Annotated in this window: 20 protein-coding genes; 10 read left to right on the forward strand and 10 right to left on the reverse strand. The window is 66.7% G+C overall.

What is annotated here, in order from left to right; translation table 11 throughout:
* Window position 1 precedes the first annotated feature (1 nt).
* The gene (locus ACWFRF_RS10765) at window positions 2–856 is read right to left on the reverse strand and encodes an MlaE family ABC transporter permease (RefSeq protein ID WP_266294734.1); all 855 of its coding nucleotides are present in this window, start codon (window positions 854–856) and stop codon (window positions 2–4) included.
* A 489-nt stretch (window positions 857–1,345) separates the two neighbouring features.
* Between ACWFRF_RS10765 and ACWFRF_RS10770 the strand changes: the two genes are divergently transcribed.
* Window positions 1,346–2,014, forward strand: coding sequence for a S1 family peptidase (locus ACWFRF_RS10770; protein ID WP_452449725.1), 669 nt, complete (start codon window positions 1,346–1,348; stop codon window positions 2,012–2,014).
* Between the two features lie 63 nt (window positions 2,015–2,077).
* Here the strand turns inward: ACWFRF_RS10770 and ACWFRF_RS10775 are convergent, their stop codons facing one another.
* Together ACWFRF_RS10775 and lppU are read right to left on the reverse strand one after the other, a co-directional pair.
* Window positions 2,078–3,526, reverse strand: a complete 1,449-nt coding sequence (locus ACWFRF_RS10775) for an MFS transporter (protein WP_452449727.1) — start codon at window positions 3,524–3,526, stop codon at window positions 2,078–2,080.
* Window positions 3,527–3,564: 38 nt separating this feature from the next.
* Window positions 3,565–4,185: an LppU family putative lipoprotein gene (lppU, locus tag ACWFRF_RS10780; protein ID WP_378634683.1), complete on the reverse strand. Its 621-nt coding sequence runs from the start codon at window positions 4,183–4,185 to the stop codon at window positions 3,565–3,567.
* A 183-nt stretch (window positions 4,186–4,368) separates the two neighbouring features.
* On the opposite strand from lppU, the gene ACWFRF_RS10785 reads away from it, so the two are divergent.
* From ACWFRF_RS10785 to ACWFRF_RS10815, 7 genes are all read left to right on the forward strand, one after another.
* Window positions 4,369–5,547, forward strand: a complete 1,179-nt coding sequence (locus ACWFRF_RS10785) for a serine hydrolase domain-containing protein (protein WP_452449902.1) — start codon at window positions 4,369–4,371, stop codon at window positions 5,545–5,547.
* A gap of 8 nt (window positions 5,548–5,555) precedes the next feature.
* Window positions 5,556–6,893, forward strand: coding sequence for a cytochrome P450 (locus ACWFRF_RS10790; RefSeq protein ID WP_452449729.1), 1,338 nt, complete (start codon window positions 5,556–5,558; stop codon window positions 6,891–6,893).
* A 320-nt stretch (window positions 6,894–7,213) separates the two neighbouring features.
* Window positions 7,214–8,104: a L,D-transpeptidase gene (locus ACWFRF_RS10795; protein WP_378989345.1), complete on the forward strand. Its 891-nt coding sequence runs from the start codon at window positions 7,214–7,216 to the stop codon at window positions 8,102–8,104.
* A 158-nt stretch (window positions 8,105–8,262) separates the two neighbouring features.
* Complete coding sequence (locus ACWFRF_RS10800) at window positions 8,263–9,174, forward strand: carbohydrate ABC transporter permease (RefSeq protein WP_378989547.1); 912 nt, start codon at window positions 8,263–8,265, stop codon at window positions 9,172–9,174.
* The gene (locus ACWFRF_RS10805) at window positions 9,171–10,037 is read left to right on the forward strand and encodes a carbohydrate ABC transporter permease (protein WP_379315187.1); all 867 of its coding nucleotides are present in this window, start codon (window positions 9,171–9,173) and stop codon (window positions 10,035–10,037) included. Before ACWFRF_RS10800 ends, ACWFRF_RS10805 begins: the two co-directional genes overlap by 4 nt.
* Window positions 10,038–10,058: 21 nt before the next feature.
* Complete coding sequence (locus tag ACWFRF_RS10810; RefSeq protein WP_378634671.1) at window positions 10,059–11,387, forward strand: ABC transporter substrate-binding protein; 1,329 nt, start codon at window positions 10,059–10,061, stop codon at window positions 11,385–11,387.
* A gap of 69 nt (window positions 11,388–11,456) precedes the next feature.
* Window positions 11,457–12,533 carry an ABC transporter ATP-binding protein gene (locus ACWFRF_RS10815; protein WP_452449732.1) on the forward strand — a complete coding sequence of 359 codons (1,077 nt, stop codon included), beginning with the start codon at window positions 11,457–11,459 and terminating at the stop codon, window positions 12,531–12,533.
* 48 nt (window positions 12,534–12,581) lie between these two features.
* Here the strand turns inward: ACWFRF_RS10815 and ACWFRF_RS10820 are convergent, their stop codons facing one another.
* The 5 genes from ACWFRF_RS10820 to ACWFRF_RS10840 form a co-directional block, all read right to left on the reverse strand.
* The gene (locus ACWFRF_RS10820) at window positions 12,582–13,763 is read right to left on the reverse strand and encodes a Fic family protein (protein ID WP_378989349.1); all 1,182 of its coding nucleotides are present in this window, start codon (window positions 13,761–13,763) and stop codon (window positions 12,582–12,584) included.
* A 94-nt stretch (window positions 13,764–13,857) separates the two neighbouring features.
* Window positions 13,858–14,613, reverse strand: coding sequence for an MBL fold metallo-hydrolase (locus tag ACWFRF_RS10825; protein ID WP_452449735.1), 756 nt, complete (start codon window positions 14,611–14,613; stop codon window positions 13,858–13,860).
* A 64-nt stretch (window positions 14,614–14,677) separates the two neighbouring features.
* Window positions 14,678–16,693 (reverse strand): M13 family metallopeptidase, encoded by a 2,016-nt coding sequence (locus ACWFRF_RS10830; protein ID WP_452449736.1) that lies wholly within the window; start codon window positions 16,691–16,693, stop codon window positions 14,678–14,680.
* A gap of 42 nt (window positions 16,694–16,735) precedes the next feature.
* The gene (locus ACWFRF_RS10835) at window positions 16,736–17,101 is read right to left on the reverse strand and encodes a DUF397 domain-containing protein (RefSeq protein ID WP_449966709.1); all 366 of its coding nucleotides are present in this window, start codon (window positions 17,099–17,101) and stop codon (window positions 16,736–16,738) included.
* 10 nt (window positions 17,102–17,111) lie between these two features.
* Window positions 17,112–17,966 (reverse strand): helix-turn-helix domain-containing protein, encoded by an 855-nt coding sequence (locus tag ACWFRF_RS10840; RefSeq protein ID WP_378989353.1) that lies wholly within the window; start codon window positions 17,964–17,966, stop codon window positions 17,112–17,114.
* A gap of 221 nt (window positions 17,967–18,187) precedes the next feature.
* Between ACWFRF_RS10840 and ACWFRF_RS10845 the strand changes: the two genes are divergently transcribed.
* Window positions 18,188–18,718 carry a hypothetical protein gene (locus ACWFRF_RS10845; protein WP_378989354.1) on the forward strand — a complete coding sequence of 177 codons (531 nt, stop codon included), beginning with the start codon at window positions 18,188–18,190 and terminating at the stop codon, window positions 18,716–18,718.
* A 1-nt stretch (window position 18,719) separates the two neighbouring features.
* On the opposite strand, the gene ACWFRF_RS10850 is transcribed toward ACWFRF_RS10845, so the two are convergent.
* Window positions 18,720–19,439: a pirin family protein gene (locus ACWFRF_RS10850; protein WP_378989548.1), complete on the reverse strand. Its 720-nt coding sequence runs from the start codon at window positions 19,437–19,439 to the stop codon at window positions 18,720–18,722.
* 142 nt (window positions 19,440–19,581) lie between these two features.
* On the opposite strand from ACWFRF_RS10850, the gene ACWFRF_RS10855 reads away from it, so the two are divergent.
* Entirely contained in the window at window positions 19,582–20,895 is a 1,314-nt protein-coding gene (locus ACWFRF_RS10855) for an MFS transporter (protein WP_387446040.1), read from the forward strand.
* Here the strand turns inward: ACWFRF_RS10855 and ACWFRF_RS10860 are convergent.
* A complete protein-coding gene (locus ACWFRF_RS10860) occupies window positions 20,864–21,100 on the reverse strand; it encodes a hypothetical protein (protein WP_387446039.1) in 237 nt (78 codons plus the stop codon). The genes ACWFRF_RS10855 and ACWFRF_RS10860 overlap by 32 nt on opposite strands.
* Between the last annotated feature and the right edge of the window lie 18 nt (window positions 21,101–21,118).

The following is a 21,118-nucleotide window of genomic DNA, read 5'->3' on the forward strand; positions in this document are numbered from 1 at the left end:
CTCAGACCACCTGTGGGGGGAAGACGGCGGCGTAGATCTGGGTGATCGCCACGTTGACACCGAGCAGCATGACGGTGGAGCTGACCACCGCGGAGTTCACCGCGTTGGCGACACCACCGGGACCACCGCGAGCGTTCAGGCCGCAGTCGCAGGCGATGATCGAGGCGATCAGACCGAACAGGACCGACTTCAACAGCGCCACCGCGAGGTCGCGGGTGACCGCGAACGAGGCGAAGGTGCTCATGTAGGAGCCGGGCGTACCGCCCTGGGCGAAGATGTTGAACATGTAGCCGGTGAGGAAGCCGACGAAGACGACGAAGCCGCAGAGCAGGAAGCTGACCAGCATCGCGGCGCCCAGGCGGGGAGCCACCAGGCGGCGCAGCGGGTCGACACCCATGACCTTCATCGCGTCGATCTCTTCACGGATGGTGCGGGAACCGAGGTCGGCGCAGATGGCCGAACCGACGGCACCGGCGATCATCAGCGCGGTGACCAGCGGGGCGCCCTGCTGGATGATGCCGAGCCCGTTGGCCGCACCGATGAACGAGGTGGCACCGACCTGGCCCGCGACCGCGCCGACCTGGATCGAGACGATCACCGCGATCGGGATGGCGACCAGCAGCGTCGGCGCCGCGGCGACACTGGCCATGAAGGCGGACTGCCGGACGAACTCGTCGAAAGGAAAACGCCGACGGAAGATCGCGACGATCAACTCCGTGATCGCTTCGATACCCATCGTGATCTGTCGACCGAAGGTTTCCAGCGACTTCTTCGGATGGTCGTCCCAAAGGCCCTTCGTCCAGTCGACAGCCTCGCTGACTCGTGAACGTGTGGGCGGACTCTCGGTCGACTGCACTGCATAACCCCTCTCGACGCCGGGCCCTCAACGCCCCGGCGACTTGTTTGCTTGACGCACCTTACTACGGAGTAGCGCAGAACACATCACCGACATGTGAGCGCTGTCATAGATAGAGGTCACTGTCCGAAACGGCTATGAGACCGGCCATGCCGGACCCTACCGCCCGTAATTCCGGGATTCCAGGGATTACCCGCGAAGTCCTTTTCCAGCATGGTTTCCCAGTACCAGCGGTCGCGGTAAAGGAATATTGCGGAATTTTGTCATTCATAACGAAGTCCTCGTCGAATTATCCGAACACATCACGCGAGAAACACGAACGACGCGCCGCGCCGCGATTGCAATAGGGAATCGCTATGACAACCAACTCGGGAAGACCAGCACGACACGGCGGCAAACGCACCGGTCCGGAGGCGCGCCCGGGACCGAATACAGGCACGATAGACAGACCGTATTGATACTGTGCGAACTTCCGACATCTGGAGGGACATGTTCAGCAAACTCGCCAAGGTGGCCAACACCGCCTTCGCCCTCGCCCTCGGTGCAGCTCTGCTGAGCACCGGTGCGGCCAACGCGCAAGCAGGCCCCCCGGTGATCGGCGGCGGCTCCGGCATCGTGATCGACAACGCGTTCGAGTGCACCGTCACCACGGTGGGGTACGACGGCGCGGGCAGGCTGGTCGGACTGACCGCGGGCCACTGCGGCGACGCGGGCGCTCCGGTCAGCGCCGAGGTGGATCGAGGCTACGGCGAGATCGGCCGTTTCGTGTACAGCAACTCCGAACTCGACTACGCGGTCATCGAGTTCACGCCGGGCCGGATCATCCCGGTCAACCGGATCGGCAACGTCACCATCACCGGCGTCGGCGGACCGGCGCAGTTCCCGACGATCGTCTGTAAGGAAGGCCGGACCACCGGCAATACCTGCGGCATCACCTGGGGCGACGTGTTCGCGACCAATACCGAGACCTGGTCGCAGATGTGCGTGGTCGAGGGCGATTCCGGCGCGCCGGTCGTCGTCGGCTCGACACTGGTGGGCATGGTCAACGCCTATCTGGCGCTGGCCTGCTTCGGGCCGGAGGTCGGGACGAACATGAACTCGATCATGGCCGACATCAACGCCCGCGGCGGCGTGGGTTCGGGGTATCACCCGATCTAGTCCCTCGCCCGTACTCCCCGGATGTCGAGCGGGTCGCGTGGTTGTCCACGCGGCCCGCTCTTGCTATGTGGCAAGCGATTTCGGTGCGAGCGCGGGTCCGTCGGCGCCGGCGCAGTGCGGCAGGCAGTCGACGCGTTCGGGCTGCGGAAGCTGACGCGGCACGCGGAGCAGGACCGCCGCGACACCCCCACCGAGCAGCAGCAGCACCGCGCACCAGCGCATCGCGGTGTCGAAGCCGGCGGCGAAGGCGACCGGATCGCCGAACGCGCCGGACAACCCGGCCAGCCCTGGCAACGCCGCCACGGCGAGTAGCTGTGCCGTTCGCGCCACGGCGTTGTTCACCCCGGAGGCGATGCCGGCCTCGCCCTCGCGCACCGCGGCGAGCACCGCGCCGGTCAATGGCGCTACCAGCACCGACAGTCCGAGCCCGAAGACGAACACGCCGGGCAGCACATCGGTGAGATAGTCCGCGCCCGGTCCGATCCGCTGCAACGCGAACACCCCGCCCGCGGCCAGCAGCGGACCGAACGTCATCGGAATCCGCGGTCCGTGCTGTTGCGCCCATCGGCCCGCGGGCGCCGAGAGCACCAGCATCAGCAGGGTGACGGGCAGTCCGGCGGCGCCCGACGCCATCGGCGAGTACCCGGCCACCAGCTGCAATTGCAGCACCAGCAGGAAGAAGACGCCGCCGAGCGCGGCGTACACGAACAACGTCACCAGGTTCGCCACCGTGAACACCCGCGACCGGAACAGCGACGGCGGTACCAGCGGATTCGGGCTGCGCAGTTCCACCAGTACGAAACACGCCAGCGCGGCCAGCCCGACCGCCACCAGCACCACCCGGGAATCGATGAGTCCCAGCGTGAGCGCACCGAGCGCGAGCGCGACGATCACCGCGCCCGGTATGTCGATCCGCGCGGGCGCCTCCGGATCACGGCTCTCCGGGACATATTTGAGCGTGACGACGGCGACCACCAGCGCGAGCGGCACATTGAGCAGGAAGATCGCCCGCCAGCCGACCAGATCGATCAAGCCACCACCGAGCAGTGGCCCGAACGCACCGGCCACCCCGCCGAGACCGGACCACAGTCCGATCGCACTGCCCTGGTCGCCTTTGTCGATCGACGCCGAGATCAGCGCCAGGCTCCCCGGCGTGAGCAACGCGCCCGCCACGCCCTGGAGCAAGCGCGCGGCCACGAGCATCTCGATGTTCACCGCGGCCGCGCACAGCAGCGAGGTGATCGCGAATCCGACAATGCCCCAGACGAAGACGCGCCGGCGGCCGAGCCGGTCGCCGAGCGAACCGCCGAGCAGGATGAAGGAGGCCAGGGTGAGCGTGTAACCGTTCACGGTCCACTGCAACCCGGCGACATCGGTGTGCAGCGATTCGCCGATCCGCGGCAGCGCGACGGAGACGACGGTGGCGTCCAACGACGCCATCGACGAGCCGAGGATGGTGGCGAGCAGAATCCACCGGCCCGTGGCCGAGTTCAGCCGAACCGTCTGTGGCACTACTCCAAACTAGCCGCCACCCACGTCTTTCGCCGGGACTACAGGCTCTCCACGCAGACGACGACGTGGCGCTCGGCGTACTTGAAGCCGGAATCGGCGGCATCGGGGCAGTCGTCGACGCTGTCGGAGTTCTTGTTGATCGTGATGACCTTGACCGGTTCGGTGCCGCCCTCGCCGCACTCGATGCGCTTGGGTTCGTCGCCGCCCACGTCGATGCAGCCGCCGACGACCCAGTCGATGTCGAGGCACAGCGCGCCGGTCTCGATGCCGTTGAGCGTCTCTGCGTAGAAGTTGTCGCGGTCGCCGACGCAGCCGTTGCTGGTCTTGGCCTTGCCGATGACCTTGTAGTTCGACGAACGGCTACCGCACGCGGCCTTCTCGATGGTCGCGTCGTTGACCGTGCCGCCGAGCGCGACGCAGTCGCCGACGTTGGCCTGGAAGTCGGTCTTGCCGCCCTTGCTCGATGTCGGCGCGGGCTTGCTGGCGGTGGGTTTGCCGGTGGTCGACTTGCCCGGCTTGGTGGTCGGCGTCGCGGTGCTGGTCGCGGGGACGACATCGATCGCCGGCTGAGCGTGGCCGTCGATGGTGCCTCCGCAACCGGTCGAGACGAACGCGGTCACGGTGATGGCGATCGCGCCGACGAGCCGGCCGATTGGCAAATCTGCAAACACCCATTGTGAATACACCACCGGTGCCACCCCCGTCGACTCCAACCGGCGGGTCTGTCCCTGCGATACCCTTGGGATTCCGGTCGCCGTGTGCGGCGCGGGGCCCCCGATCGCGTGTATCAGGAGGTATCCATCGTGTCAGCACCGGTCGACGACTTCGCGGCGCCACGGCAAATGGTGGTCGATCCGCGCTTCATCCGGCTCGCGGATCATTTCTTCGGGATGTTCACCCAGCCCAGTCGTGGCGGCGGGGCGCTGGCCATCTACCTGGACGGACGCCCGGTCGTCGATATCTGGGCGGGCTGGGCGGCCAAGGATCAGCGCTGGACCGGCGAGAACATCGCGCTCACCTTCTCCACCGGCAAGGGTGTCGCCGCCACCGTGCTGCATCGGCTGGCCGAGCGCGGGCTCATCGATTACGAGGAGCCGGTGGCCACCTACTGGCCGGAGTTCGGGTCGCACGGCAAGGACGACATCACCGTGCGCGATGTGCTGTCCCATCGCGCGGGCCTGCACCGCGTACGCGGGCTGGTGCCGGGTCGCGAGGGCATTCTCGACTACGACGCGGTGGTGGCCGCCCTCGCCGAGAGCCCCGCCGACCCGCGCCGCATCCGCACCTCGGGCTATCACGCGATCACCTTCGGCTGGTTGGTCGCCGAGATCGTGCAGCGGATCACCGGCGATCCGTTCACGGCGGTGTTGCGCCGAGAAGTGGCCCAGCCCTTGGGCATCGACGAGTTCTGGTTTCAGGTGCCGCCGGGCGAACGGCATCGGATCGCGAAGATCTTTCCGCATCTGGCGCCACCGGGGATCCGCTGGAACACCGCGTCGTCGGTGCTGTCGTGGGTGCGACCCGCGCGTGGTCTGGCCGAGGCGGGTATGCCGGAGAGCTTCGACGAACTGGTCCGCGATCCACGGGTGCACGACGCGGTGATGCCCGGCTGGAACGGGGTGTTCTCGGCGCGGGCGCTGGCCAGGATGTACGGGGCCCTCGCCAACGGTGGGCAGGTGGGCGACGTGCGGTTCCTGCGCCCGGAGACGATCGAGACGATCAACCACACCCAGCAGACCAGCAGCCGCGACTATGTCCTCGGACTGCCACTGCGGTTCACCCTCGGCTACCACCGGCCGGTACTGATGACCAAGCAGCAACCACGACATGCCTTCGGCCACTACGGTGTCGGCGGTTCCGGTGCCTATGCCGATCCCGATCTGGGGATGTCGATCGCGTTCGTCACCAATCGGCTGGGCGGGGCCGTGACGGCGCTCGGTGACGCGCGATTGGCCAAGCTGGCGGCGATGGCGCAGGGGACGGTGCGGGGCGATCGAACCTCTCGAAGAGATGCCACGTAGTACCAGGTATGAGTTCGCCGAGCCCCGCGCCCACCGCGCCGCGGTTGTCCCTGCTGCACGGCGTGGCCGCGGGGCGGGATTTCGAGGGCTACCTGCGACGACGCGCCGCGCGCAGTGATCCGTTCGCAGTCGGGTTCCCCGGGTTTCCGCCGGTGCTGTTCACCGGAACGGCCGAGGGCGCACGCGCGTTGTTCCGGGCGCCGGTGGCGTTGCTGGAGCCGCCGCGGCCCAATCCGATCGAGCCGATGGTCGGGGCCGCGTCGCTGATTCTGAGTTCGGGGACGCGCCATCGCACCGATCGCGCGCTGCTGGCGCCCGCACTGCACGGCGCGCGGGTGCGACTGCTGGGCAAGGTGATTCGCGAGGCGACACTGAACGAGATCCATCATGGTGCACGAGGTCCCTGGCAACTCGGCACGCGAATCGATGCGCTCGCGGCCGCGCGCGCCATCACCTTGCGCGTCATCCTCGCCGCGGTGTTCGGCGCCGATTCCGATCGCGCGGCCGAATACGGCGGCGTGGTCACCGATTTCCTCACCGCCTTCACCACCCCGCTTCTGGTGGCACCCGTATTGCGCCGTGACATCGGCGGTTTCGGTCCGTGGGAGCGGTTCACCGCGGCTCGGGAGCGGCTCGACGAGCTGATCCTGGCCGACATCACCCGCCGGCGCCGCACCGGCCCCGCCGACGGTGACCTGCTCGATCTTCTCCTCGCCACCCGCTACGACGACGGCGCCACCCTCACCGATGCCGAACTGTGCGAGCAGCTGCGCACCCTGCTCGTCGCGGGCCACGAAACCACCGCGACCACTCTCACCTGGGCGCTCTACCACCTGCACCGTGAACCCGGCCTGCTCGCCCGACTGCTCACCGAGCTACCCGCCGCGGGCGGCGACCCGGCCGAGCAGGCCCAGCTACCGCTGCTCGACGCCGTCTGCCAGGAAGCCCTGCGCCTGCATCCACCGGTGCCGATCGTGCTGCGCACGGTGAAGGAGCCACTGCGCTGGCTCGGGGTCGACGTGGCGGCGGGCGCCACCATCGGCCTCGCCGTCGGCGTCCTGCACAGCCAACCGTCCACCTGGCCCGCACCGCACCTGTTCCACCCCGACCGGTTCCTCGACCGCACCGTCACGCCGTTCGAGTTCGCGCCGTTCGGCGGTGGTCACCGGCGCTGTATCGGCGCGACGCTGGCCGACTACGAGCTGCGGATCGTGCTGGCAACGCTGCTGACCGAGGTCCGGTTGACCCTGGATCCCGCGCTGGCGCTCGGTGGACGACCGCGCACCGTGCCCCGCAATCTCGCGACCGCACCGGATCGGGCGATCCACTTCACACGCACCGGGTGATCTGCCTCACGTGACGTTTGAGAGTCACACCGGTGTGTTTCCCCGCTGTTCGCACGCACCGCCGCCGACTCGCCGCTGTGAGCGCGGCGTTTGACGGAAGCCGATGAATAACAGCATGTTATGTGACCCACGGCACATAGTTGCGCGCCTGTTATCACCGCTCGGCGCGGCTGGCACCGTGTCACCTGGTGCGGGTAGTAATGGAGGGTCAGGGTCGGGGAAGTCGTTACCCCGTAGAGACCCGTTGCGGCCTCTACGGCACATGAGAACGAGCGTCACTGAGTAGATCTCGCGCCGCCGCATGCGGAACGAGAGATGGAATGGACGAGAAACCTATGCACTACGAGGCAAATATGCGGCAATCGCACTGGCTCCGCCGGGGTCTGCTGCTGTCGGCGGCGATCGCAGCGACCGGCGCGTTGATCGCCGTGCCCGCGCAGGCTCAGCCGACTCTGCCGGGCTTCGGCGCCGGTTCGAGCCAGCCCGCGGTGAACGAGCCCGCGCAGCAGGCGCCCTTCGCGCCGCCGAACATCAACATCGCCGACGGCGAGACCGTCGGCGTCGCGCAGCCGATCATCATCACCTTCCAGGAGCCGGTCGAGGACCGCGCGGCCGCCGAGCGGGCCATCAAGGTCACCTCGAGCACCAACGCGCCCGGCTACTTCTACTGGACCTCGAGCAAGCAGGTCCGCTGGAAGCCCACCGAGTTCTGGCCGGCCAACACCAACGTGACCGTGGTCGCGGGTGGTACCTCCAGCGCGTTCCACATCGGTGACGCGTTCGTCGCCACCGTCGACGACGCCACCAAGATGATCGTCGTGACGATCAACGGTGAAGTCGTGCGCGAGATGCCGACCTCGCTCGGCAAGACCGGCCACGAGACCCCCAACGGCACCTACATCGTGGGTGAGCGGCTCGAGAAGATGACCATGGACTCGTCCACCTACGGCGTGCCGGTCACCGATCCCGAGGGCTACAAGCTCGAGGTCGAATACGCGACCCGCATCTCCAACAGCGGCATCTTCGTGCACGCCGCACCGTGGTCGGTTGCGCAGCAGGGCTATTCCAACGCCAGCCACGGCTGCCTCAACGTGAGCACCGAGGACGCGAAGTGGTTCCTGGAGAACTCGCACCGCGGTGACGCCGTGGTCATCACCGGCACCCAGGGCGGAACCCTCAGTGCGGGCGACGGTCTCGGCGACTGGAACTGATGTACTGAGCGCACTGCGCTGAACAAAACCCGAACAATACGATCAATCGAGGTCGTGTTGTTCGGGTTTTTGCTGTAATCGGCACTGTGTGCCCGATGTTCAGGAAATCGGCGGGCAGGGTTAACCAATGGTTCGCCGTGCACCGTAAAGCTGCCGCGGTGCGAAAGAGTCCAGAGCGGGTACTCCCCGGGAGAAGCCGTCCGTGGCAGGACTACGCGCTGTTCGCGGTACTCGTGGTGCCGAACCTGGCGCTGCTCACCCTGTTCGTTTACCGACCGCTTGCCGATAACATCCGGCTATCGTTCACCGACTGGAATATCGCTGACCCGGTGGCGAATTCGGTCGGGTTCGACAACTACATCGAGTGGTGGCAGCGCGACGACTCATGGAAGGTCGTCAGCAATACGCTGATCTTCACCGTGGCGGCGGTTGTGGTGAGTATGGCGCTCGGTCTCGCGCTCGCCATGCTGCTCGATCGAAAACTGTTCGGGCGCAATGTAGTCCGCTCGGCGATTTTCGCCCCGTTCGTGATTTCGGGCGCGGCGATCGGCGTAGCTTTTCAATTCATCTTCGATCCGAGTTTCGGTCTGGTACAAGACGTCCTGCACCGACTCGGCGTCGACAATGTGCCGGATTTCTATCAGGACCCGAATTGGGCCCTGTTCATGGTTACGCTCACCTACATCTGGAAGAACCTCGGCTATGCCTTCGTGATCTATCTGGCCGCGCTGCAAGGCGTGCGCGCCGAATTGCTCGAAGCAGCCGAAATGGATGGCGCGAGCAGCTGGACCCGATTCACGAAAGTTCTTCTGCCGCAACTGCGTCCGACAACCTTCTTTCTGTCGATCACCGTGTTGCTGAACTCGCTGCAAGTCTTCGACATCATCAATGTGATGACGCGCGGCGGACCGCTCGGCAACGGCACGACGACGATGGTGTTCCAGGTGTACGAGGAGTCGTTCCGCAATTTCCGGGCCGGCTACGGCGCCACCGTGGCCACGATCATGTTCGTGGTGCTGCTGGTGGTCACGTTGATCCAGGTGCGCGTGATGGACCGAGGCGAACGATGAAACATGTAGGCCCGCAAACACTCTCGTACAAGCGGCGCGAACGTGCCGTCACCGGACTCGGCTACGCGGCGATGGTGTGTGTGCTGATCATCGTCGGAGTCCCGCTGTTCTGGATCCTGATCACCTCGCTCAAGGACCGCTCCGACATCTACACCCAGCCCGCGGTCTACTGGCCGCACAGCTGGCATCCGGAGAACTACAGCCACGCCACCACCACGGTGCCGTTCTGGACCTTCCTGCGCAACTCGCTGATCGTCACCGGCGTGGTGTCGGTGGTGAAGTTCGCGCTCGGGGTGTTCAGCGCCTACGGCCTGGTGTTCCTGCGCTTCCCCGGCAAGAACATCGTGTTCCTGGTGATCATCGCGGCGCTGATGGTGCCCAACCAGATCACCGTCATCTCCAACTACGCGTTCATCGCGCAGCTCGGCTGGCGAAACACCTTCCAGGGCATCATCATTCCGCTCTGCGGGGTCGCCTTCGGCACCTTCCTGATGCGCAACCACTTCCTGTCGCTGCCCGCCGAGGTGATCGAGGCGGCGCGGATGGACGGGGCGAACTGGTGGCGGCTGCTCACTCGCGTGGTGCTGCCCATGTCGGGACCGACGATGGTGGCGTTCGCGGTGGTGACGCTGGTCAACGAATGGAACGAGTACCTCTGGCCGTTCCTGATGGCCGATTCCGCCGATGTCGCGACGCTGCCGGTGGGGCTGACCCTGCTGCAGAACACCGAGAACCCCAGCGTCACCAACTGGGGGCCGGTGATGGCGGGCACCGTGCTCACCATGTTGCCGATCCTCATCGTCTTCCTTGCCCTGCAACGTCACATGATCAAGGGCCTCACCTCCGGTGCGGTCAAGGGATAGATCTCGAACAGGAGTTCGCCAGTGTCCAACTCACGATTCCCGGCGTTGAGCCGCCGTGGCTTCCTCGGCCTGACCGGCGGCGTCGCCGCTGCCGCGGCGCTGTCCGCGTGCGCGGGCACCGGCGGCGGATCCGGTGATTCCGGTGACGCCAACACCATCACCTTCTGGTCCAACCACCCAGGCACCTCCAAGGAGCTGGAGCTGGAGCTGATCAACCGGTTCCAGGCGAAGAACCCCGACCTGAAGGTGAACCTGGTCGACGCGGGCAAGAACTACGAGGAGGTGGCGCAGAAGTTCAACGCCGCGCTCACCGGTGGTGACCTGCCCGATGTTGTGGTGCTGTCGGATGTCTGGTGGTTCAACTACGCGCTGAGCAAGGCCATCGAACCGCTCGACGGACACTTCGGCGCCGCGGGTGTGCAGCTGAGCGACTACGTCGACTCTCTCGCCGCCGACTACCTGTTCGACGGCAAGCACTACGCGCTGCCCTACGCCCGCTCGACGCCGCTGTTCTACTACAACAAGGACGTCTGGGCGAAGGCCGGACTGCCCGATCGCGGCCCGAACTCCTGGCAGGAATTCGACGAGTGGGGCCCGAAGCTGCAGTCGCTCGTCGGCGCCGACAAGTTCGCGCACGCCTGGGGTGACGCGAAGAACTACCTGGGCTGGACCTTCCAGGGCCCGAACTGGACCTTCGGCGGCGCCTACTCCGATCAGTGGAAGCTGAAATTCACCGATCCGGGTTCGATCGCCGCGGCCACGTACCTGCGCGACTCGATCAACGTCAAGAAGTACGCGGCGATCCGCCCGCAGATCGCGGTCGACTTCGGCACCGGCGTCGCGGCCTCGACCATCGCCTCCACCGGCGACCTCAAGGGCATCAAGAAGAACGCCGACGGCAAGTTCGAGGTCGGCACCGCGTTCCTGCCGCACCCGAACGGCCCCGGCGTCACCACCGGCGGCGCCGGACTGGCGATTCCGTCGCGGATCTCGGATACGCGAAAGGTCAACGCGCTCAAGTTCATCGAGTTCATCACCAATGCGGCCAACACGGCGTACTTCACGCAGAACACGGGCTATATGCCGGTGCGCAAGTCGGCCGTGACCGACCCCAGCGAGATCGACTTCCTGGCGAAGAACCCCAACTCCAAGGTCGCCATCGACCAGCTCTCGGTAGCGAAGTCGCAGGACTACGCGCGCGTGTTCGTGCCCGGCGCCGATCAGATCATCGGTACCGGCTACGAGCAGATCGGTCTCCAGAACGCCGATCCGGCAACAGTTCTCGCGAAGGTGGCCGCCGACGTGCAGGCGATCATCGACCGGCAGATCACGCCCAAGCTGCCCAAGTAGTTCCCCCACGGGCCGGTGGTTCGTTGTGACCACCGGCCCGTTTCGCTTTCCCCGCTAGGAGAATTCGCCATGGCGACAGTGCAGTTCGACGGTGTGACCCATCGCTATCCCGGCGCCGACGCCCCCGCCGTCGACGCACTCGACATCGACATCGCCGATGGTGAATTCCTCGTGCTGGTCGGCCCATCGGGCTGCGGCAAGTCGACCAGTCTGCGGATGCTGGCCGGCCTCGAATCCGTCGAGGCGGGCACGATTCGGATCGGTGAGCGCGATGTCACCGACCTGCCGCCGCGCGCCCGCGACGTGGCGATGGTGTTCCAGAGCTACGCGCTCTACCCGAACATGACCGTCGCCGAGAACATGGGCTTCGCGCTGCGCAACGCGGGAATGTCGAAGTCCGACACCTTGGTTCGGGTGAAGGAAGCCGCGGCGATGCTCGAACTCGAGCCGCTGCTCGACCGCAAACCGGCCAAGCTCTCCGGCGGTCAGCGTCAGCGCGTGGCCATGGGCCGGGCCATCGTGCGCCGCCCCCAGGTGTTCTGCATGGACGAGCCGCTGTCCAACCTGGACGCGAAGTTGCGGGTGAGCACCCGATCCCAGATCGCCGCGTTGCAGCAGCGACTCGGCACGACCACTGTCTACGTCACCCACGACCAGGTGGAGGCGATGACGATGGGGCACCGTGTCGCGGTGCTGCGCGACGGAAGGTTGCAGCAGATCGCGTCTCCGCGTGAGCTGTACGACAATCCGCTGAACACCTTCGTCGCCGGGTTCATCGGCTCGCCCGGCATGAACCTGCTCGAAGCGCCCGTCGTCGACGGCGAGGCGGTGCTCGACGGACTGCGAATCCCGGTGCCCCGCACTATTTCCGGTACGCGCGTCGTTCTCGGCATCCGCCCCGAATCCTGGGAAGTGACCACCGATCCCGCCGGGATCACCGTCGTCGCCGAACTACTCGAGGAACTCGGCGCCGAATCCTTCGTCTACACCCACGGCGCGGGCACCGACTGGTCCACCCGCTCGGGCAAGATCGTGGTCCGAGTCGATCGCCGATTCCAGACCACGCTCGGCGAGACCTTGCACCTGCGGCCGAAGCCGGAGGAAGTCTTCTTCTTCGACGCCGGCACCGAACTGCGTTTGCGCTGATCAGGGCATTCGGTCAGGCGGTACCGCGACGCGGCCGAGCGGCCTGCGCTAGGACAGGCCCGCCGCGGTGCGTCGGCCGATCGCGGCGTTGAGGGCGTCGAGTTCGGCGAGGATGTCGGTGGCGGCCCAGATTCGGTTTCGTTTGGAGTCGGAGACGACGTCGAGGATCCCCACGTCGACGAGTCGTTCGAGGGCACGGTAGGTAGCCGAATCGGTGGTCGCCGTGATGGCGTTCGCGCCGGCGACAGTGAGAATCGGGTGCTCGACCAGGTTCGCCAGGAGCGCTTCGTCCGCGGAACCGCCGCGAGGGCGGGCGCGGTCTCGCCATCGCTGGGGGAGCGCGGCGAGCGTGCGGGCCGAGTCGATCGCCGCCTCGCTGGCGTACACCGCGGCGAGCGCCAGATAGATGACGAATTCGTCGGCGGCGCCGGCGCGGTAGGCGGCCAGTTGGGCGAAATAGCGCGAGGTGTCGGCGAGCATGACCGATGCCAGGGGAACGGTGACTCTGTCGGTCAGCCCGCGTCTGCGCAGAATGGCGCTCACCAGGGCGCGTCCGATCCGGCCGTTGCCGCTGACGAACGGGTGGATCGACACGAACTGCGCGTGCGCGATCGCGGCTTGGACCAGGATCGGCAGATCACCACGCGCGACGAAGGCCAGCAGGTCGGCGACCAATTCGGGCACGAGTTCCGGTGGCGGCGGTACGTACAGGGCGTGCAGCGGCGTGTAATCGCTTCCGCCGATCCAGGTTTGGACGGTCCGGAAGCGTCCCGCCTTCTCCCATTCCGGAGCGATCAGCACGCGATGGGCGCTGAGCAGATTCGCCTCCGTGATCCGGCCGGTCGCCGCACTGTCGACCAGTCCGGTGAGAGCCCGGACCGCACTGACCTGTGACGCCGCCTCAGGTCCGGTCGTCGCGCCGCCGAAGGATTTGCTGAATGCTCGCCACCCCGCATCGATGTGCTCGATCCGCGACGACGCGACAGCCTCGCTGCGCAGCAGGAATTCGCGCAGCGGTGCCGAATACTGGCCCTGGCCGGCTTCGAGATGTGTCACCGCGATCACCGCGGCCTCGCTCGCCGATGTTGTTCGCCTGGTGGCGAAGTCGAGTTCGGCGATGCGCGGTGGGATCGACACAGCTGCCTGCTCGGGGACGGGGCCGACTCGCGGACTTCGTCCGTCACGCGCCTGCCAGGAATGTTGTTCCGTGCGGTGGGCCGGCCAATCCATCTGCTCTTACTGTACTTTCGCTATCACAAACTCTACTAACCTGGTCACTACTCGCGTTTGCCCAGAGTGACGACAGCAATCAGCTGACTACTCGTTATTTGCGCCGTTCGGTTCTCGCGTGGGTTCGCGCACGGTCGACAGCTTGCCGGATGCCCTCGGTGAAGGGGGCACCGTGGCCGGGGAGAACCAGATCGGCGGCGAGCGGCTCGAGGGCCTCGAGTGCGGTGAGGGTTTCCGGGGTCGAGTGGTTGAAGAAGTCGGGAAGTAATTGGGGGCCTGTGAATTTCGAGGTGGGATGCGCGGTAACCAGGGTGTCGCCGGTGACTACCGCACCGGCCGCTGTGAGATGGAAGGCCGAATGGCCCGAGGTGTGTCCCGGGGTGGCGATCGGCGTGGGGCGGCCGGGAAGATCCAGCTCGCCCGCGGTGCGGAAGGGCTGGATATGGGGGACCGGGTTCTTGCGTAGGCCACCCGCGCGAGTGATCCGCAGCGCCCAGCCGCAGGTGGAGACGTCGGTGAGCCGTTTGATGACGTCGAGCGGAGTGGCGGACTCATGGACCTCACTTTTGGCATGGGCCACCTCGAGCCGGCTGGTGTAGGCGGGAATGCCGTACTTCGCTTGGAGGTGGTTGAGGGCGCCGACGTGATCCAGGTGCGCATGGGTCAGCAGAACCGCGGCGATGTCTTCGACGCGATGACCGAGGGCCTCGACACTGGCTTCGAGCAGGCCGGCGTCGCCGTACCACCCCGCGTCGATCAGCGTGAGGTCACGGCCCTCGCGGAGTAGGACCATGTTCACGTCAGTACCCGCGATGGTGAAGACGTTGTCGGCTACCTGCTGGTGACGCATGAGATTGCCCCTCTGCGATGGAGTGGTGTCGACCCTACCGGCGACCGGCAGGGTCGAGACCTCGTCACCAGATGGTCACACGTTCCTCCGGCTTCAAGTAGAGCTTGTCTTCCGGAGTCACGCCGAAAGCGTCATAGAAGCTGTCGATATTGCGGATCACCGCGTTGCAGCGGAACTCCGGCGGGGAGTGCGGGTCGACGGCGAGGCGGCGGATGGCCTCCTCGGTGCGGGCCTTGGTGCGCCAGACCTGCGCCCAGCCGTAGAAGACGCGCTGCAGACCGGTGAGGCCGTCGATCACCGGAGGCTGCTTGCCTTCGAGCGAAATCTTGTAGGCGGCAAGGGCGATGGACAGTCCGCCGAGGTCGCCGATGTTCTCACCGATGGTGAATTCGCCGTTCACGGTGTGCTCGTCGTCCAGGTCGGCGGGGGAGAGCACGTTGTACTGGTCGATCAGGGCCTTGGTGCGCTTGCCGAACTCGGCGCGATCCTCGTCGGTCCACCAGTCCTGCATGTTGCCGTCGCCGTCGTATTTCGCGCCCTGGTCGTCGAAGCCGTGCCCGATCTCGTGGCCGATCACCGCGCCGATCCCGCCGTAGTTGGCGGCGTCGTCGGCGTTCATGTCGAAGAACGGCGGCTGCAGGATCGCCGCGGGGAACACGATCTCGTTCATGCCGGGGTTGTAGTAGGCGTTCACGGTCTGCGGGGTCATGAACCATTCGCCGCGATCGACTTCGCCACCCAGTTTGCCCAGGTCGCGGTCGTGCTCGGCGGCATGGCCACGGCGGTAGTTGCCGACGAGGTCGCTCGCGTCGATCTCGACCGCGGAGTAGTCGCGCCAGGTGTCGGGGTAGCCGATCTTGGGGGTGAACTTCTCCAGCTTGGTCAGTGCGGCCGCGCGGGTATCGGGCCCCATCCATTCGAGGTCGGCGATATTGCGGCGGTAGGCCTCCTGGAGATTGGCCACCAGCTCCACCATGCGGGCCTTGGCCTGCGGCGGAAAGTGCCGGGCCACATACAATTTGCCGACCGCTTCGCCGAGCAGTTCCTGCACCAGCGACACTCCGCGCTTCCAGCGTTCGCGGTTCTCCTCGGCACCGGTGAGGGTGCGTCCGTAGAAGTCGAAGTACTCCTCGACGATCTCGTCGGTGAGGAACCCTGAGCGCGCGTGCAGCACCTGCCACGCCGCCCACGCTTGCCAATCCGCCTGCGGCACCTCGGCCCAGGCGGTGGCGAAGGCGCGCAGGTAGCCGGGCTGGCGCACGACGAGCTCGGCGAACAGGTCCTTGCCGTCACGGTCGAGTCCGGTGGCGACACCGTCTACCCAAGCGGCCCAGTCGAATTCCGGGTTCTCGGCGACCAGGTCGGCGAAAGTGGTGAGGTTGTAGCTCTTCTCGGCGTCGCGGCGCCGCACGACATCCCAATGACCCGCGGCGAGTGTGCGTTCCAGCTCGAACACGCGACGGGCGGCGTCGGCCGGGTCGGCGGGGAGCAGGCCCGCCAGCGACGCGTCCGCGGCGGCGATGGTGAACGTCTTGGTGATGTGCGCGAGGTACGCGTCGCGGATGTCCGCGAACTCGTCGGCGCGGTAGTAGGACTCGTCGGGCAGCCCGATGCCCGACTGGGTCGCGTGCACGAGGTAGCGGGTGGAGTTCTTGTCGTCGGTGTCCACGTAGTAGGCGAGCGCGCCACGGACCCCCGTGCGCTGCAAGCGCCCGAGCAGCGCGGCGAACGCGCTCGGATCGCCGACCTCGGCGATCGCGCGCAGCTCCTCGGCGACAGGCGTGAACCCGGCCGCCGCGACCACATCGGTGGCCATGAAGCTCGAGAACAGATCCCCGATCTTGCGGGCATCGGCATCGTCGGCGGCACCGGCCGCGCTATCGGTGATGATCGCCTGCACATCTAGCTCGGCCTGGTCGTAGAGCGTGCGAAACGCACCGTCGACGGCGCGATCGGCCGGGATCTCGTACCCGGCCAACCACTGCCCGTTGACATGCGCGAACAGATCGTCCTGCACCCGCACATCCTGATCGCGGAAGGACAGATCAATACCGGAGGGAGCGCTCAGATCAGAAGTCACGCCCCCCAGTATGCCGAAATACCGATGGCCGGCGACGTGGTCTTACGCGCAGGCGAACTCGTCGTCTCGGACGCCGGCGGTGAAGGCATTCCACTCTTCGGGGGTGAAGTGCAGCAGGACGGCTTCGTGGCGGAGCGTGGTCGAGCCGTCGGAGGAGGTGTGGGCTACCAGGTCCGGGTGGGGGCGGGCGGTGAGCAGGCAGTGGAGGAAGGCTGTCCACAGGGGGGCGTCGACAGTGATGATGGGCTCGACCAAGCCGGCGTTCATCGGGTTGCGGCGAAATTTGCTGTCTCGTATCTGGACAGCGTCTCCGTCGAAACGAACCTCGACACACTGGTTGCCGTTATTCGAGCGTGACGAGGTGAACCAGCCGTGTTCGGCCGGGCGGCGGCGAGCGGTGGTGGACATAACCAGAATCTTACACGCTTGCATACTCCCTGATCAGGGCGAGAGATTCGGTGCGGGAAAGGGATTGCTCGCGGGCGCGCACGTAGGCGAAGCCGAGATCGCGGACCTGTTCGGCATCGTCGACATGGCCGCCGAACACCGCGCTCTCAGCCCAGGCGAAGGTAGGTAGCTGATCGCTTGCGAAGTCGAGCAGATGGAAGCTGGAACCGCCGAGCACGGCCCCCTCGGGCGCGCTGAACGGGATGACGCGCACGTCGACGGTGTCGAGTTCGCGCACCAGCGCGACCAGGTGCCGCAACTGCCCGCGCAGCACCTCGCCACCGCCGGTCTGCTGACGCAAGGTCGCCTCACCGAGCACCGCGGTGAGTTCCAGCGGATCGGGCCCGCGCAGCCGCTGCTGGCGGCGTAGTCGTATCGAGACTAATTGGTCAACCTGAACCGGGCGGATCATCACATCGGCACTGATCAGCGCCCGCGCGTACGCCTCGGTCTGCAGCAGACCGGGCACGATCATGCTGTCGTAGCTGCGGATACTCTGCGCGCCCGCCTCCATCCCGTACAGCCGTTGCAACTCGGGACCGATCAGCGCCGAGGAGGCCGTCGTCCACCAGCCACGCTGTTTACTCGCCTCGAGCAGGGCGAGCAGTTCGCGGCGTTCGTCGGGTGTCACATCGAGAACATCGAGGACCGGCTCGATGGTGGTGCGGGTGAGCACCCGCCTGCCCTTCTCGACATGCGACCAGTTCGCGGGCGTGAACCCGACACGACGGGCGAACCCGGCCGAATCGAATCCGCGCTGCTCGCGGAGTTCGCGCAGCCGCAGGACGAGTTCCCAGCGCGCGACGGTCGGCGAAACGGGAGCCATGGGCGAATATCGTACGCCGATCGACACGCCAGCTACTGACTATTGTCAGCATGGTTGTGCGGCTATAGGCTGTCCGGAACGGTCTTTTTCTCTCACGTCCTGCCGTTATGAAAAAGTTTCCCGCGCCACCCGGTCGTGATGCTCCACCACCCACCGAGTTTCGCCCCGATCGAGCGAACTCACAGCTACATCGAACCACCGTCGACAGAGACGAGGTCGTGATGAGCACGTTGCACACCGATGAGGACAAGGGCGGGTATACGGCGGCCGAGGAATACTCGGCCACCCAGGATGCTTTGGCGCGCTGTCGCCAATACCGCAAGCACCATGGCCTCTACGGCGTCGTCGACGCGGCGCTGGGGCGGATCGTGCTCGAGATCGGCTCGGTCGGCGCGGTGGTGATGCCGTCGACGCTGGGCGAACGGGTCCGCGGGCTGCTCGTCACGCGGGGCCTGCGCTGCGGGCCGATCATCGCCCACCCGCGCTCCGGTCGCTGGACCTTCCTCACCGGCCCGGTAGACAATTCCTACCTCGACACCGTGCTGTTCGCCGAGCTGTTCCGGGTCTGCGCCTCGGTCGCCCTGCCCGGTAGCGAGGTGGTGCTGCCGTCGCCGGCCGACGAGCGCAGCGGATATCGCACCTGGATGCAGGCGCCAGACGGCGACTTCCGACCCGAATTCGCGCAGATCGTCGCCGCTACCAGGACAAATGCCAAGTCGGCGACCTTGACCCGGCAGCCGGGTTCAGCCTGAGCTACCCGCCGCCGAGGCGCGCGTGCATCTCCCAGACGAGCACCTCGGCGTCGCCGTGCGGACGGATCAACTGACCACCGGAGCGGGTCAGCCGAATCGCGTCGCCCTGGGACAGGGTGCCGAGACCCTCGACGTCGACCTCACCGCGTGCGACGAAAACATGCAGGTAGGGAGCATCGGGGAGGGTGACGCCGGGACTGTCGGCCGTCATCCTGGCGACGTGCATGGCGGCATGTGAGGAATTGATCGCGATGGCCGTGCGGTCGCGATAGCGGGGTAGGCCCGACGCGACCGTCACCAGATCGCCGCGCGCGAGTTCGTCGTCGATCTCGAGCTGCTGGTAGCCGGGGTCGACGCCCGGCTCATCCGGAACCACCCACATCTGCACGAAGTGCACCGGCTCGTCGTGGGTCTTGCCGTCGAGGCGCCACGAATCGTTCTTCTCCGAGTGCTGGATGCCGGTGCCCGCGCTCATCCGCTGGGCCAGGCCCGGATAGATGACGCCGTTGTGGCCGAGCGAATCCTGATGCACGAGGCTGCCGCCGAGCACCCAGGTGACGATTTCCATGTCCCGATGCGGATGGGTGTCGAAGCCCTCGCCGGGCAGCACCACGTCCTCGTTGTTCACCAGCAGCAGCCCGTGATGGGTGTTGTCGGGGTCGTAGTGCTCGCCGAAGGAGAACGAATGCTTGGAGTCGAGCCACGGGATCCGCGTCTTCATCCGGTCGCCACCGCGGTGTAGTTCGATCCGCGGCGGTGTCGTCGATGTGGGCGTCACCCTTCAATTCTGGCACCACTATGGTCATGACGTGTCGACTCATCCCCCTGACGGCTCGAATACGGCGGATGAGCAGCCGATCTCGATGAGACATCTGCTTCGCGACACCCGCGAGGTGGTCCGCCGGAACCCGCGGGTGCCACGTCTGGCCCTGCTGCGGCTGGCCGCGCAGTTCGGTGACGGGATGTTCCAGGCGGCCCTGTCGGGCGCGATCCTGTTCAACCCGGAACGCGAGACCGATCCGCTGGCCATCGCCGCCGGTTTCGCGGTGCTGCTGCTGCCGTATTCGGTGCTCGGGCCGTACGCGGGCGCGCTGCTGGATCGATGGGATCGGCGCAATGTGCTGCTGGTGGCGAGTGTGGCGCGGGCGGTGCTGATCGGCGTGGCCGCGATCGGGCTGTTCGTGGGCGTGGGGGAGACGCCGCTGCTGGTGCTGGCGCTGGCGACGGTGGGGATCAGCAGGTTCGTGCTGGCCGGTGTGTCGGCGGCGCTGCCGCGCGTGCTGGAACAGCGCTGGCTGGTGCCGATGAATTCGGTGCTGGCGACGGTGGCCTCGGTATGTGCCGGGATCGGCGCCGCGGCGTCGGTGGCGGTGATCGCGCTGATCGGCGCGGGTGACGCGGCCTCGGCGGTCGCGGTGGCGTTGAGCGGGATCGGCTCGCTGGTCGGCGCGGTGCTGGCCTTGGGGTTCCGCCCGCATGTGCTCGGTCCCGACCGCGGCTCGGCGGGGACCGAGAGCACCGTGCACGCCATCGCGACCGGTCTGCGCACCGGCGCGCGGGCCGTGTGGCATTCGGCCCAGGTGACCACGGCGATGATCGGAATCGGCGCGCATCGCGTCGTCTTCGGGATGAACACGCTGATCATGGTGCTGGTGCTGCGTCAGCCCACCGACGGCACCGAGATGAGCGGCGGGCTGGTCGGCTTCGGGGTCGCGATCGGCTTCGCGGCGGCGGGCATGCTGCTGGCCGCGATCGGCGCGCCGATCCTGATTCCGCGCCTCGGCAGGCCGCGCACGGTACTGGTGGGGCTCTCGACGGCGGTGATCGTGCAACTCACGCTCGTGACGCCCATCGCGCTGGCCACCGGTCCCGCGGTCGACAACGCGCACCGGCTGCTGCTGGCAGGCGCGTTCGGGCTCGGCCTCGCCGGGCAGACGATCAAGCTCACCGGCGACGCGAGCATGCAGATCGACATCGACGACGACCAGCGCGGGCAGGTATTCGCCCTGCAGGACACGGTTTTCAACGTCTGCTTCGTCTTGGCGATCGCGGTGACCGCGCTGGTGATCCCGGCCGACGGACGTTCGATCGGGGTGGTGCTGGCCGGCGCCGGGGTGTACGCCCTCGGCATCGCGGCCATCGCGCTCAATTCCCGTCGAGCCAGGGTGGCCTGCTGAGCGTGCCCGCGGTTTCCTGGGCCAGCACCGTGCGGTGATCGGCGGTGGCCAGCGGGATATCGGGGAGGAGCGTGTCGTGGTCGATCCCGGTGTCGTAATCGATCCAGAGGGCGTCGACGACGCTCGTGTCGGCCAGTTCGTCGTGGCTCGACCAGTGGTGCACGACCGCGTCGCCGGTTCCGAAGACGTACTCGATTTCGTTCACATGTGTTTGGACGCACGG

Source organism: Nocardia sp. NPDC055165, from assembly GCF_053606985.1.